At 61.9% G+C, this 14,386-nt stretch carries 9 protein-coding genes and 2 pseudogenes; 4 read left to right on the forward strand and 7 right to left on the reverse strand.

What is annotated here, in order from left to right:
- Positions 1-92 precede the first annotated feature (92 nt).
- Complete coding sequence (locus tag JKL45_RS22430; protein WP_201863902.1) at positions 93-437, reverse strand: hypothetical protein; 345 nt, start codon at positions 435-437, stop codon at positions 93-95.
- Between the two features lie 688 nt (positions 438-1,125).
- On the opposite strand from JKL45_RS22430, the gene JKL45_RS22435 reads away from it, so the two are divergent.
- Positions 1,126-1,374 (forward strand): hypothetical protein, encoded by a 249-nt coding sequence (locus JKL45_RS22435; protein ID WP_201863904.1) that lies wholly within the window; start codon positions 1,126-1,128, stop codon positions 1,372-1,374.
- 255 nt (positions 1,375-1,629) lie between these two features.
- On the opposite strand, the pseudogene JKL45_RS22440 reads toward JKL45_RS22435, so the two are convergent.
- The 3 genes and pseudogenes from JKL45_RS22440 to JKL45_RS22450 all read right to left on the reverse strand — a co-directional run bounded on the left by JKL45_RS22440 (position 1,630) and on the right by JKL45_RS22450 (position 5,063).
- Positions 1,630-2,421: pseudogene (locus JKL45_RS22440) on the reverse strand (IS5 family transposase).
- A 372-nt stretch (positions 2,422-2,793) separates the two neighbouring features.
- Positions 2,794-4,257 (reverse strand): AAA family ATPase, encoded by a 1,464-nt coding sequence (locus tag JKL45_RS22445; RefSeq protein ID WP_201863905.1) that lies wholly within the window; start codon positions 4,255-4,257, stop codon positions 2,794-2,796.
- Positions 4,258-4,445: 188 nt separating this feature from the next.
- Complete coding sequence (locus JKL45_RS22450; protein ID WP_201863906.1) at positions 4,446-5,063, reverse strand: hypothetical protein; 618 nt, start codon at positions 5,061-5,063, stop codon at positions 4,446-4,448.
- Between the two features lie 1,148 nt (positions 5,064-6,211).
- On the opposite strand from JKL45_RS22450, the gene JKL45_RS22455 reads away from it, so the two are divergent.
- The gene (locus JKL45_RS22455; protein WP_201863907.1) at positions 6,212-6,526 is read left to right on the forward strand and encodes a co-chaperone GroES; all 315 of its coding nucleotides are present in this window, start codon (positions 6,212-6,214) and stop codon (positions 6,524-6,526) included.
- Between the two features lie 44 nt (positions 6,527-6,570).
- Positions 6,571-8,217: pseudogene (gene groL / locus JKL45_RS22460) on the forward strand (chaperonin GroEL).
- Positions 8,218-8,474: 257 nt separating this feature from the next.
- Here groL and JKL45_RS22465 read toward each other — a convergent pair.
- Both JKL45_RS22465 and JKL45_RS22470 read right to left on the reverse strand, forming a co-directional pair.
- Positions 8,475-8,795 (reverse strand): hypothetical protein, encoded by a 321-nt coding sequence (locus tag JKL45_RS22465; protein ID WP_201863908.1) that lies wholly within the window; start codon positions 8,793-8,795, stop codon positions 8,475-8,477.
- 248 nt (positions 8,796-9,043) lie between these two features.
- Positions 9,044-10,393, reverse strand: a complete 1,350-nt coding sequence (locus JKL45_RS22470) for a HupE/UreJ family protein (protein ID WP_201863909.1) — start codon at positions 10,391-10,393, stop codon at positions 9,044-9,046.
- A 103-nt stretch (positions 10,394-10,496) separates the two neighbouring features.
- On the opposite strand from JKL45_RS22470, the gene JKL45_RS22475 reads away from it, so the two are divergent.
- Positions 10,497-11,888 carry a beta-propeller fold lactonase family protein gene (locus JKL45_RS22475; RefSeq protein WP_246498821.1) on the forward strand — a complete coding sequence of 464 codons (1,392 nt, stop codon included), beginning with the start codon at positions 10,497-10,499 and terminating at the stop codon, positions 11,886-11,888.
- A 52-nt stretch (positions 11,889-11,940) separates the two neighbouring features.
- Here the strand turns inward: JKL45_RS22475 and JKL45_RS22480 are convergent, their stop codons facing one another.
- Positions 11,941-14,385, reverse strand: a complete 2,445-nt coding sequence (locus tag JKL45_RS22480) for a type IA DNA topoisomerase (RefSeq protein WP_201863911.1) — start codon at positions 14,383-14,385, stop codon at positions 11,941-11,943.
- Position 14,386 lies beyond the last annotated feature (1 nt).

The following is a 14,386-nucleotide window of genomic DNA, read 5'->3' on the forward strand; positions in this document are numbered from 1 at the left end:
ACCCCGAACAGAAGCAAGACTTCGGCGACAGGACAGTCACTCAGGGGATTGACACCCAACGGCCCATTACAGAAGCACTGCTTATGAATATGTTATCGGGTGCCATTGAACCGCCAGACCGGCCGACATGCCTGGAGCGCATCGACTTCGATATCACAATAGCCTTCCGAGCGGTCCGGCAAGAACTTCGGCCCTTGAGCATCGAACCCTAAGTTGGGTATCCATTCCCCTTGACGATTATTCATCATCAGGACCTTCTTCAGGCCGATGTGGCTGAAGCAGCCCGCTCCTCCGTCCGCATGATGGACCGTGATCATGAGCTCCTCGGGACCATCATCATCCACATCGATGGTCTCGGTGTCGAAAGTGACGGGTTTGTTCAACTCCTCGCCGCACTCGATATAGCTGTCCAGATCAGCGGCTCTGATTGCGGCCACGTGATCTGCCTCCGAGAGGGCTAAGGCAGAAGAGGAGCTGGCAAGAAGTGCAAGAGGAGCGATAAGAATGCGCCTAATCGTAATGGGCTCAGACGGCTGTTTAGTTGGTTCGGATGTTTGTTAGCGATCGGTCGGCTTCTACGCTACTCTCAGGGCGGGGTGATTAAGCCGGCCCACAGACCACGCTTTGGCTTCCGTGTATCGGTTTTTGAGCGACGTAGCCGGCCCGTACTGATGGCAGGGCAGGTAACTACATGGCCTCGTTGAACTAGCCAGCCATTGAAGTTGACACCGTCGGTCGAGCACGTGCGCAACCATCACCGATTGTGACGGACATCTTTCGCTTGGCAGGTGAGCGTTGGCCAGCCGATCTTGTCAGAACGGCTAAGGGCTGCCTGCTGGCCGCAGCGACAAGTCTTCCCGCCGACGTGGTGACAGGTCTGAGTGTTCTCTGGGGACAACAGCATGGAACCTGATGCGAATGCCGATCTCGATGGTTCGCCGTCGATCACGCTCGCACTGCCGATGATCGCTTGAGCTAACACGGGAGTCGTTTTCACAAGAAGGGCAGCACATAGAATGGCGGGTCGACGAGTATCTCGAGCAGGCAGCGATTCCCGGCACATCGTTGGCAATGCGGCTGAGCACACTGGAAGCCTGTTCGATGACGTGCGGGATTGTTGTGCCTATGGATGCGGAGTTGTTGGAGGCGGTGTTCGACACCATGCTGGAGCAATTGCACGGCGATGCCGATACGATTCCCGATGATCAACGGTTTGCCACCGCCATCGACCACATAGCCGCAACAGACGCGCTTATGCTCTTGGTGGCATTTGCCGATTCGGAACGACCCGCAGGTGGGTTACAGGTTCCACAACCGGTCAAACGCGAGCCGAGTAAGCACTCGAATAGGGTTATAAATTCAGTGTCATCATGATTATTGGTGGGTATACTTGTCTTTGGATTTGAATAGAGATACCCAACTTGATCCGTTACTGTGTAAGTAATATATTGGAAAATGAGGGATATACTTGAAATAAATCTTATAGTTTAAGTTTAAAACGCCCAATCATCTTTACAATTTGGCAGTTTTTTATCATTCAACAATGTGATTGGTATAGTTACCTTGCGGAACTGTCCGATAACTAGGGGTTTCCGGACACCTCGGCGGAGCTGAGAGGCCGTCCCGTAATCATGAGTTCCGGCCCAAGCGGCGGACCAGGAGCATGACGGGAGCGGCGTAGAGGAACGCGCGGGCTGAGGCGAGCGTCGCCTCCGAATCCTTCCAGAGCCGTCGGTTTCAACTGATCCACGCGAAGAATCTTTCAACAACCCAGCGGCGTGGGTGCACCGCAAAGCCGACCTGATCAGGCCGCTTCTTGACGATCTCGATGCGGATCGAGGTGGCCTGAGCCGGCGCTTCGCCGGTATAGCCGCTGTCGGCAAAGGCCTGAACGATGAACGGGAATGCGCGCCGCGACAGGCGCAGGACCACACAGGCCCCATCGCAGTTCTGAACGTCCGCCGGCTGCGGCTCCAGGATCAGACCGCGCCCATCGGTGTCGACCATCACCTGGCGCTTGCGGCCCTTCACCTTCTTGCCCGCATCATAGCCTCTTGGGCCGCCACTCTCAGTGGTCTTCACGCTTTGGCTGTCGAGCACGGCGGCGGTGGGCGAGGCCTCCCGCCCGACCCGCTCCCGGTCGGCCATGACCAGGAGGTGGGTGATGGTCTCAAACAGGCCGGTGTCGCGCCACAGGCTGAACCAGCGAAAGACTGTACTTTTGGGCGGCAGATCAGAGGGTAAGAGCCGTCAGGCAATGCCGCTGCGCAGCACATAAAAGATCGCGTTCAGGATCTCCCGGGTGGACCAGCGGCGCGGACGTCCTCGGGCGTGGGGCTCGGGCACGAGCGGCGCGATCAGATCGGTTTCGTAACGCAAGCCGTCGCGGCTATACTGCCGCCGGGTGGTCGGGGTCCACATTGCGGGTCCAGGTCAGGCTTCAGCACCCTCCTGAAATCATAGGTATCTCGGCCACTCAACCCATTTCGGGACGGGCTCTGAGAGCTTCACGATTGCCCCGCTGCGGATTTGACTTCACCCGATGAGCTGCGCCACCGACAGGCGGCGTTGAGCCTCATGCACGCTTTCCATCGTGTCCAGGATCTCGCAGGTGGAAGTCCGTAAAGAATTATCCTGTGCGCGGCCGCAGCAGGATGATATCAGCGCTGAACGGGCGAAGCACCGCGTCCGTACCATCCCAGCGGCCCGGTAGAACACGGTTGCCGTCGAGAGAACAAGGCAGCATCACACACCAGCGATGCGGCCTAGATTTCACGTTAAATGGAATCGGGATCACTGCCGTGTGGCGTGCATGTCGCGTGCAGCAAGGACGGCCTGCACCAGGCGACGCAGCACGCGGATCGAGCCACCCGTCCAATGAGCCCGCAACAGGTCCGTCTCCGCGCCTGTCAGCGGCCCATACCATCGCTCATCCAGCCCACGGGCCTGGTACAGATCCCGTGCTATGGTGGATACCAAGGCATCAAGATGGGCGGGGCCCGGAGACGGGATCCGGATGATGGTGAGGCGATCAAGCAATGGCCGGCCGAGGGGCGAAAGATCGTTCGCGGTCAGGATCACATTCAAGGCGGACAAGTCGATGGGCGCCTCCAGGTAAGGATCAAGAAAGCTCGCGGCCCGTTGCGGCTCCAGAAGGGCCAGGAGCGTGGACTTCAGGTCCCCGTTGCGCCGGCTTCCGCCGATCTTTTCGACCTCGTCGACAATGAGCGCGCCATTGGCAACTCGGTGCTCAAGAATCATGTCCCAGTGACATCCAGGTGAAGCCGCCGCCCACTTTCGTGAAGCTCCGAGCAGCATGCCATCGAACGTAGATGCGCCATCAATCACCCGATGCGGCAGCCCGAGCTCCCGGCAGAGCACCAGCGCCAAGGTGGTCTTGGCAGTTCCGGGAGAGCCCAGGAGAAGCACCGGAGACACAAAGCGCAATGCGTCTCCCGGCACGATATTGGTCAGAAGTTGGTCGATGACGTCCGTAAGATGCGGAAACCGTGGCATGAGGCGCTGCCGTACGGCCGCAAGATCGGGCGTGGGCACCAGGGCAAGCGGTTGTCCGGCGACGGCCTCGAATGGCGTGAGTGCATTCCTCGCCTCGCGGCTGGTCGCAAGAGGCAAGCGGGGCAGGACCACCACTCCCGCTCCACCATGCTCGATGAGCGCCTCTCCCGCGGCCTCCTGTGAGCTGACACACGAGTCTGCCTCTTGTGCTCCAATAACCTCGTCATCGTCGGTCTGGCTCCTCGAGTCGAAGCGGACGAGCAGGTCATGGACGATCTGATGGGCCGGAAAGAAACTCGAGCTCTGTCCCTCGCCCCCAAGCCAGGCGCGCCAGCACAGCACGAGGAGGCGGGCCCGCTGAAACAGCTCGGGCGTGACGGCATCCCCGTCGAGGGCATCCACGAGGCGGGCGAGCCGCCCGACGACCATGCCGGCATAGGGCGTGCGCTCCGTCGACGTTGCAAGCGTCAGGTAGCTGACGTCCTCCGCCAGGCGGGCAAGCCCCGGCGCATTCCTCTCGACGGAACGCTCATCGAGCAGCTGCGCGAGCGTCTCGCCGTCCTCCTGGCCACGCGCCCAGTCCTCGGCCGCTGGTGCCAGAGCCGGCACGCCGCGGGCGATCTCACCGGCCACGGTGCGGCGGGCCTCATAGGGGCGCAAAATTGGGTCAATGGCCAAGTCGACGAGCCGCGGGTAAGGGGAGGGCGGCGCCTCCCCTTGAGTGGCCATGAGCTCGTCCATGCTGATCTCATCGGAAGAAGAACGGGTCTTCGCGGTGGCGATACGGGGCCGCATGCCCCGATAAACAGATGCCTGACGGGATTTGGGTGAGCGGCTTTTCGACATGGGTGTGCTCCGGGCAGCCCGGGGCAGCCGGCCTCAGGACGAAGCCGGTGCGCCGCGGGTGAGGGCAGGAAAGGTGGGTGGGCTCAGTGGGCCAGCGTGAGGTTGGCCGGCGTGGCGAGCGTGCGCTGGAGCGAGGGGCGCCGCGGTGTCAGCACCGGGCAGCCGGCATCCGCCAGCAGCGAGCGCACCGCCTCCAGGATGATTTTGGCCTCAAGGCGCGCGGCCGGCGAGGCCGGGAACCGCAAGGGGCCGACGCCGGCGTGCAGGTGGGCACGCCCCACGCGCTTGACCTCGTCGCTCAGCTCCGCCTGGAGCGCAACGATGTCGTCCTTGCCCCATTTCTCGTTCTCGAACCGGCTGGTGCCGACGATCACGAACAGCCGCTCCACCCAGGCGAGGGAGCGGTCGTACATGTGGTCGCCGATGCGCGGCCAGGGTTTCGCAGCCTCGCCGACCCGGACGCGCAGGCGCTGCTCGCCGTCCTCCCCGGCGAGGAGGTAGCAGGAGGGGCTGTCGAGGAGCTGGAGGTCGCGGACCAAGCGCAGCTCGCTCCATTCGCACGCGATCAGGGCCACGGGGCTGACGCGGCTTGACAGGATGCGGATCGAGCTGTCCGGGGCGGGGCGGGAGATGTTGACGCGGGGCAGGATGATGGTGGGGCTCATGGAAAGTCTCCTGTGGGGACGAGCTCGCCCGTGCATGCGCCGCTCGGGCTGGCATGCCGGATCAGGGGACAGACTGAGAGCGGCATGCGGGTGCATGCACGGACGCTCGGGTCAGGCCTCAGGCGGGAAGATCGTCGGGTGTGAAGGATGTCGATATGGTGCGGGCGATCAGGCGCGCAGGGCTGCCGGGGCGGCAGGCGCCTGGGTCAGGACATCGATCGAGGGGACTTCCGGCACGGGCCGGATCAGGGTAGAGGTGGCGTCAGCCATAGCAGAACTCCTTAGCAAGTTCGGTTGTGGTCAGACCGCTGAGGGTGTTGGTAGCACCTTTGGCGGTCGCCCGTCGGATCACCCGATGAGGACCATCATCCTGCAGCTGCTCCGGATGTTAGGCAAGCGATCCTTTCTCACATGGTTAAGATTCGCCTTGTTGCAACAGGATCTTTGGGCAGGCGCTCAGGGAAGAGCCTTGAGCCCAAAGATCATGGGTCTGACAGGTGCGATGTCCCAGACGGGCTCCTTGATCCCGTCCGCCATGCTGCCGGTCGGCGGTTGCCGCAGGCGCTACACGAAATCAAGGCAGCTTGGTGATCTCAGGACACAGAAGATCCGGAGGAACGGCATTTCGGCTATGCGGAGACAGGCCCGGAACCCCCCGCCTGTACTCACCTAAGCCGGCAAGTTGATTGGCATTCAGTTTCTTTTGATCCGGTCGAGCCCCCGGCGGCGATTGGATCCGCTCTAATGATCGCATATCCTCCCAGGGAGCGACGCCGCGTAAATCGCAGGTGTTCGTAGCCCCCACTCTTCAGGGGCAAGAAATATAGGCCGTCGGACTCGCCCTTTAAGAAGCAGCGCAAGCCGATGTAGACGCTCTCCTCGTATCCTTTGATGGCTCGCCGAACGGCGGGATGAAGAACGAGGGTGATGCTTTTGCTCTCACAGACCTCTTCAACGGTTTCGAAACTCAACACAGCTGAACCTCCGAACGGCCAAGCAGCTTCTGATGGTTCAACGTTGCTCCTGAGGATCCGGTTCTCTCTGGGTTCTCCCATTCATAAGGATGGGCTTGCAGCCCTCCCACCAGCGTGATTATCTCACGTTAGCACTCCCATGCGGCGAGTGCTAAACGTGCTGCTCGGCGCAGACGAGTGCCTCCCATTCCATATTGAGGAGGCTTGCCTATGACATTCCGTCCGCTGCACGACCGTGTTGTCGTCCGCCGCATCGAAGCCGAAGAGAAGACGGCTGGCGGCTTCATCATTCCGGACACCGCCAAGGAGAAGCCGCAAGAGGGCGAGATCGTCGCCGTCGGCCCCGGCGCCCGCGATGAGAGCGACAAGGTTGTTGCCCTCGACGTGAAGGCCGGCGACCGCGTCCTGTTCGGCAAGTGGTCCGGCACCGAGGTGCGTATCGACGGTCAGGATCTCCTGATCATGAAGGAATCCGACATCATGGGCGTGATCGAACAGTCCGCCGCGGCGCAGAAGGCGGCCTAACCAGCCCAGCCCCGGCCAGATACAACGCAACAGGAGTTCAGCTCATGGCTGCCAAAGACGTAAAATTCTCCTCCGACGCTCGTGATCGCATGCTGCGCGGCGTAGACATCCTCGCGAATGCGGTGAAGGTCACGCTGGGTCCCAAGGGCCGCAACGTGGTGCTGGAAAAGAGCTTCGGCGCTCCGCGCATCACCAAGGACGGCGTCACCGTCGCCAAGGAGATCGAGCTCGCCGATTAGTTCGAGAACATGGGCGCCCAGATGGTGCGCGAGGTGGCCTCGAAGGCGAGCGATGTGGCGGGTGACGGCACCACCACGGCGACCGTTCTGGCTCAGGCCATCGTCCGCGAGGGCGCCAAGGCGGTTGCCGCCGGCATGAACCCCATGGACCTCAAGCGCGGTATTGATCTGGCTGTGGCAGAGGCAGTGAAGGACATCCAGTCCCGCGCCAAGAAGGTCGCCTCGTCCGAGGAAATCGCCCAGGTCGGCACCATCTCGGCCAATGGTGATGCCTCGATCGGCGAGATGATTGCCCAGGCGATGCAGAAGGTGGGCAACGAGGGCGTGATCACGGTCGAGGAAGCCAAGACCGCCGAGACCGAGCTCGACGTGGTCGAGGGCATGCAGTTCGACCGTGGGTATCTGTCTCCCTACTTCATTACCAACGCCGAGAAGATGGTGGCCGAGCTCGAGGATCCTTACATCCTCATCCACGAGAAGAAGCTCTCCTCCTTGCAGTCGCTCCTCCCGATCCTCGAGGCTGTCGTTCAGACCAGCAAGCCGCTGCTGATTGTGGCGGAAAACATTGAGGGCGAGGCTCTGGCTACCCTCGTGGTCAACAAGCTGCGCGGCGGCCTGAAGATCGCCGCCGTCAAGGCGCCGGGCTTCGGCGACCGCCGCAAGGCCATGCTGGAAGACATCGCGATCCTGACCGCCGGTCAGACCATTTCCGAAGACCTTGGCATCAAGCTCGAGAACGTCACCCTTGACATGCTCGGCCGCGCCAAGCGCATCCGCATCGACAAGGAGAGCACCACGATCATCGATGGTGCTGGTTCTACGCAGGACATCGAGGCGCGCGTGGGTCAGATCAAGGCGCAGATCGAGGAGACCACCTCGGACTACGACCGTGAGAAGCTGCAGGAGCGTCTCGCCAAGCTCGCAGGCGGCGTCGCGGTGATCCGCGTCGGCGGCTCGACCGAGATTGAGGTCAAGGAGAAGAAGGACCGCGTTGACGACGCGATGCATGCCACCCGCGCGGCGGTGGAAGAGGGCATCGTTCCGGGCGGCGGCACGGCTCTGCTGCGCGCCAAGGGCGCTGTTGCGAAGCTCACCAGCGACAACCCTGACGTGAAGTCCGGCATCAACATCGTGCTGCGTTCCCTTGAGGCTCCGATCCGTCAGATCGCCGAGAATGCTGGCGTCGAAGGATCGACAGTCGTTGGCAAGATCAACGACAACACGAAGTCCGACACCTTCGGCTTCAACGCTCAGACCGAAGAGTTCGTGGACATGCTCCAGGCCGGCATCGTCGATCCGGCGAAGGTCGTGCGCACCGCTCTGCAGAATGCAGCGTCGGTCGCTGGTCTGCTGGTCACCACCGAAGCTATGGTGGCCGAGACACCGAAGAACGACGCTGCTCCAGCCATGCCAGGTGGCGGAATGGGCGGTATGGGTGGCATGGACTTCTAAGTCCTGCTCTTGTCATCTTACTGGAAAGGCTCTGGCTCATTTCGGGGCCTTTCCGTATGTACCGTGCGTTTGGAAGGAGACGATCGCACAGGTGTTGATTAGACGGATAGACCCATCGCACTGCGCCTGCTGCAAGACCGGGTCGTCGGCCGTTCTCTGTCATTTGGAACGGCCGCGCCAATCCTGACGCGGAACAGGCGCTCCTAGACAGCTGGCGAAAGTTTCATCCCGCAGCCAGGCTTCAGGCAATCGGCGCGTCAGTGCTTGTTCAGCACGACCGCATTGGATCCAGCCGTGTTGGCTTCCCTCGCCGGCTTGATCCTCCTGAGGAGGGTGGGCGAAACATTCCACCTCTGCCCAGTGTCGGTAATCACCGTCACTGTCTTCTTGTTGTAGCGGGTCAGCATGCCCTCAAGTTGACTCTGGCCGGGAGGCTGGAAGGCAACCCGGTCACCAATCTTGAACTCCAGCATCTCCACATGAGCGCGCATCTGGTCGAGAAAGCGCAGGCGCTCCACGATGCGGTGGTTGAGATCGATCAGCTCGGCCTCGGTCAGCTGGTCAATGTCGATTATCATCGGATTACCATGGATGAGAGCCGGGCTAGCACCATCGGGCGAATGTCTGGCCAGCGCTAAGGCCTGTCAAGCGCCTGATGCAGCTTCCAAGTGTCGTTGTGCGGAAGGACCGTGATGCACGGATCAAGGGAGAGGGCCCATGGCAGAGGTCCGGAAGAAGCGCAGCGCAAGAAATGTCTTCGGAGCATTCTCCAAGGTCGAGCCTCTGGGCGAGCAGGCCGGCTGGGCAGGGGCAGCACCATGCAGGACTAGGAAGCGCGGCGTTGGGCAGCCCGATCATCTTCCCCGCCTTGCGGCGACTGCCAGCCCCGCACTAGGCCGGAGAACAGCCAGAGCGTTGCCCCCAGTGCGACGGCGGCCATCACCCACCAGAGGGCGGTTGACAGCGCCGCGGCGTCGACCACCGGCCAGGGATGTTGCGCAAGGTCGGCGCCGCGTTCCGTCATCCAGTGCCAGGCCGTGTGCGCCACCAGCGCCGACAGGATAATCGTGCCGATCCTCTCGGGCACCACATACTTGAACAAAAGGCCAAGCGCCGGAACCGCCACCGCCAGCACAACCAGCTGGCCGACCTCCACACCGACATTGAACGCCAATAGCGAGGTGATCAGGTGCGAGCCGGCAAATTGCAGGCGTTCGCTCAGAAGGAACGAGAAGGCGAAACCATGCACAAGCCCAAATGCGAAGGCGACAAACCAGCGCCGCTCGGGGTTGGGGCCGACGATGTTCTCCAGGGCCATATAGAGGATCGAGATCGCAACCAGCGTCTCGATCAGCGGCGTGAACCACAGCGCGTTCGGCGCCAGACCATAGGCCGCAGCGATCAGCGTGATCGAATGAGCGATCGTAAAGGCGGTCACCACAATGGCGAGTGGGCGGAAGCGTCGGAACGGAATCACTAGGGCGAGCAGGAAGAGGAGATGGTCGACGCCCTCGAGGATGTGGAGGAAGCCGTCCTCGGCGAAGAGCAGGAACGCCTGCAGCCAACTCGGATCGAGATGCACGATGCCGACACCGGCGTGAACGTCGAACACGCGCTCCGGGCTGTCAGGCGACAGGAAGCGCATCATGATGTTGACCTGGAGCCCGAGACGGGTCAGTCCCGGCCGGATGGCGAAGTCGGATTGGTCCGACTGAATCGTATATTCATAGGCGACGTCCAGCAGACCCTGCTTCCAATAGATCTCCGTGTCCGGCGGCAGCGGACTGCTCCCGATACTGGCCAGCGCCTGCTCGTAGCTCGCAAAGGAGCGGTCCGATGCCAGCGATACCCGCGCGCCCACAAGCTGAGGCTTTCCCAGCAATCTGCCATTCTCGTAGACCTCGACAAAATCACGGATCCAGATCTGGGCGGCGTGCTGCAGCGACCCGTCGACCCGCGACAGGTCGAGGAATCCGTTGGGCTTGAGCGGCACGTCGACGTCGCGCAGCGACTCCATCGGTGCCCGCACCAGGAAGGTCAGTGTCTTCCCCTCCGGCTTCAGGAAAGCCAGGACCGTGACCTCGTTGGGCACTTCGTGGGCTGAGGTGCGCATGGGCCAGCCGATCAGCAGGGCGGCTGCGATGATGAATGCAAAGACGATCCGAAGGGGCGCCATGATTCTCGATGGTTCTCGACAGCAGAGCCCAGCTTGGCTACATTTCGATTTATTGACAAGAGCGGCGTCAAGCTGCCCGGCAAGGGGGCCGGGAGGAAACAGAATGAGACAGCTCTTCTGGAGTCGCAGGGCGTTTGTCGGTGTAAGTTTCCTGGCAGTGATGGCGGCGCTCGGCACGGGCCAACTCCTGCTGCAGAAGGCTATTGCGCAGGGCAAGGAGGCCCCGCGCTTTGAGGTCGATCCATTCTGGCCAAAACCGATGCCCAACAACTGGGTGCTCGGCCAGACAATCGGTGTGGCGGTCGATTCGCGCGACCATATCTGGATCGTCCACCGTGGCTCGGACCCGGCCGCTCTGGACAATACAGAACTAGCCGTTCCGCTTACCGGCAACCGCGCCGGTCAGCGTGTTGGGGAATGCTGCAATCCCTCGCCACCGGTCATGGAGTTCGATCAGGCGGGCAATCTCGTAAATTCCTGGGGCGGCCCATCTCCGACGAGAGAATATGAGTGGCCATCGTCCAATCACGGCATCGCGGTCGATGCGGAAGGCTTCGTCTATATTGGCGGAAATGGCGCGGGCGATGCGCATGTCCTGAAGTTCACCCGCGACGGCAAGTTCGTCGCCCAGTGGGGCCGGGCGGGTGCGCGCCAGGCTAAGGCCGCGGCTGCAGCCTCAGATCCAATAGCCAGGTATGCCGGCGTGGCGCCAGGGGGCGGTGTGCCCGCCGCGGGCCCTGCTGCTCCTTCTGCGGGGACGGCTCCTGTCGCGAGCGCTGCGGCTCCTTCCGCCGCCACACCTGCCGCGGCAGCCGCGCCGACCTTCCAGGCCAATAGCCATGATCAGGAGAGTTTCGGCCGGGTCGCGAAGATCGACCTCGTTGAGGGCGCCAACGAGGCCTACCTCTCGGATGGCTATCTCAACCACCGTGTGGCAGTGGTCGACATGGATACGGGTAAGATCAAGCGCTACTGGGGCGCCTACGGCAAGCCGCCGACTGACGAGGTCCTGCCGCCCTACAATCCAGCAGCCCCTGTGGCCCAGCAGTTCGCCAATCCCGTGCACTGCTCCAATGTCTCGAATGACGGTTTCGTCTATGTCTGCGACCGGGCGAATGATCGTATCCAGATCTTTCGCACCGACGGGACCTTTGTCAAAGAGGTGTTCGTCGCCACGCAAACCCTGGCCGACGGCTCGGTGTGGGACATTGATTTCTCCCATGATCCCGAGCAGCGGTTCCTCTACGTCGCTGATGGCGTGAACGAGCATGTGCGCGTCTTCAATCGTCAAACCATGGAAGAGCTCTACAACTTCGGCTACGGCGGTCGTCAGCCGGGCATGTTCCTCGGTGTGCACTCTATTGCTGTAGACTCCAAGGGGAACATCTACACAACTGAGACTTACACGGGTAAGCGCCTGCAGAAGTTCGTCAACAAAGGTGTCGGCCCTGTCTCAACGGTGAATGCGGCTATGCCCTGGCCGACGCCGCAGTAGATAGGCTCGAACTCGCTTCGGCGTCGGCTCCTCATCGGAGCCGGCGCTTTCACTATCCGTCTTCGCCGAAAGCCACAGTGCGCGATTTTGAGCGCTGACGTAGCGCCTTGCCTCTTGGCTCTGGCGGCCTCACGGCCGCAGACACTCGCTTTGGTGCACCATCGCTGTTGCCCGCGCGGGCTGGGCGGCGGCCTCTTGGAGCGATGGGCCGGTTCTTTTCGCCAGGATTCTGTACCTTCGGTGAGTGCTCCTCGAGAAATGCTCGGCAAGTAGCAAAGTCAACTAACACTGTGGGTGGACATTCGATTCCTTTCTGTTCAGCCAGGGACCGAGCATAGCGCACCATTGCCTCACTTGGAGAACGCAGGCCCGTCTGCGGTGTTGCCGTAGTAGGTCCAGAGGATCGTTGTGGTGCATGGTGGTCCAGGAACGTCCGGCAGATGGCACTGTTGGTCTTGAGCCCGCGGGGCAGTTTCAAGCCCCGCTGGGCAGCAAGCGATGTTGCGAAAGCAATCATCGCCTTTGTTGGGGGCTTCCCATCCGCTGCGGGGGGCGTGGGGAGATATGCCGGATCGAGAGCAACAGCGCCGGACTGTCCAATTGTCGTGATCAGCTCTCTGACACGGCTGCGGGTTCGCTCCTGATAGGCCGCCGCTCGGCAGGCCGCCTCTGCGCGTGTGGCTGCGCGCCCAATCTCGGCAAGATCAGCCTCGAACATCGCCCGACCAACTGGGTCGCCATAGGCAGGAAAGACACGGCGAACAGAAGCGATAAATGCGAGGCCAACCTCCGTCACCTGAAGTGGCGGATCTTTGCCCTTCAGCAGTTCAACATACTGGCTCTTCTGGAGCTTGGGCAGGATCGTGTCGCGGGTCGCCGCGGTTCCGAGACCCTTGGGCTCGTTCGGGTTTGCCGGGTTCTCTAGGGCCGCCTTGAGGGCCGGGTCTTCCACCTGATCGACGAGCCGTCCCATGACCACCGGCAGCTCGCCACGGGTGATGCGGCGGGGTGGCTCGGTCTTGGCGGTCTCGATCCGAGCGTCGGTCGCTCTTCCCGGTTCGTTGTCCCGGACAGGCGGCAAGCGCCCAGTGGTGGGCTCTTCGTCCGGCTTGGCCTTGCCTGGGACAGCCTCGTTCTCCTCGTCAGCCTCGGCTCCATACACCGCTCGCCAGCCCGGGGACTTGATCACGCTGCCGCTGACCGAGAAGCGCTTCGGACCATGTGGTGTTGGGACCTGCACAGCGACCGTGGTGCGAGCGTCGATACCGTCGGGCAGGTGCGCTGCTAGAAAGCTCTTGGCGACCAGCTCCCAAAGGCGGAGGTGATCTCCAATAATGCTGCCGGGCTGCGGCACCTTGCGTAGTGGCACAATGGCGTGGTGCTCGCCGGGATCCTTGACGTAATGGCCCTTGCCCCCTTTGCGGAACACGAGATCGCCCGCTGCTGGCACAAGGTTAGCGAGTTCGGATAAGACTCGGACGACGCTTTCAATGACCGCGCTCGCGTCACCTGTCTGGCTCTCAGGCAGGTGCTCGGACTCGGTGCGAGGATAGGTGAGGTGGCCCTGATCATAGAGGTCCTGGGCAAGTTTGGCGGTGTGTTGCGGATCCCAGCCAAACCGTTTGGCGCAGCGACGGGCGAGAGTGTCTTTCGAGAACAGGCGAGGGGGTGCCCGGCGCACATCCTTCTGCTCGACACCGAGCGAACCTGACCAGCAGGCGGCCGCCTGCTGGATTGTCCCGGCCACCTGCTTATCGAGAATCTTATCTTTCGGGGCATGCCAGAGAGTGATCCCGGTGCCAGTCTCTGTTGTGACGACCAGAGCAATCTTGAAATAGTCCTGAGGAACGAAGTCGCGGATGCGCTTCTCGAGGTCAGCCAGGATGGCGAGCGTCGGAGTCTGCACACCACCGAAGCGCCAGGGCTGTCTGAAAGCTGGCGGCCGGAGCCTTAAAGAGATGGCGCGCGTGCCGTTGAGCCCCAGGTGGTAGTCCTCATATTGGCGGCACAGGGCCTCCAGATAGGCGGCATAGTCCCGCTCGCCGGAGTCGGGTTCCTTGGCCATGGCCGTAAAGGCGCGTCGGATCGAGACTTCATCGAGAGCACCCAGCTTGAGGCGATCCACCCGACCGCGATAACCAAGGTGCTCGAGCACCTCCCAGGCAATCATCGAGCCCTCCCGGCCTGGGTCGGTGGCGATGATGACGCGCTCTACGCCCTGAAGAGCTTGCTTGATTGCTTCGATCTTCGGCTTGTGCGACTGGCCGGAGCGGTTGGTGCCATAGGTCACAGGGATGCGCTCGAGCACGATCGGCAGCGTATCAAGGCGCCAAGACTTCCATTCATCCCGAACATTGCCAGGTTCCTCGGCTGCCAGGAGGTGGCCCTCGGCTGAAACACAGATTGTCGTCGGCGATTTGAAGAACCGCTGCAACTGGCGCATGGCCGAGGGCTTCTCAAAGAAGAACAGCGTGCGCGTGGCAGATTGAGTAGCCATA

This window comes from Microvirga soli (genome assembly GCF_016734765.1).
Taxonomy (GTDB): domain Bacteria; phylum Pseudomonadota; class Alphaproteobacteria; order Rhizobiales; family Beijerinckiaceae; genus Microvirga; species Microvirga soli.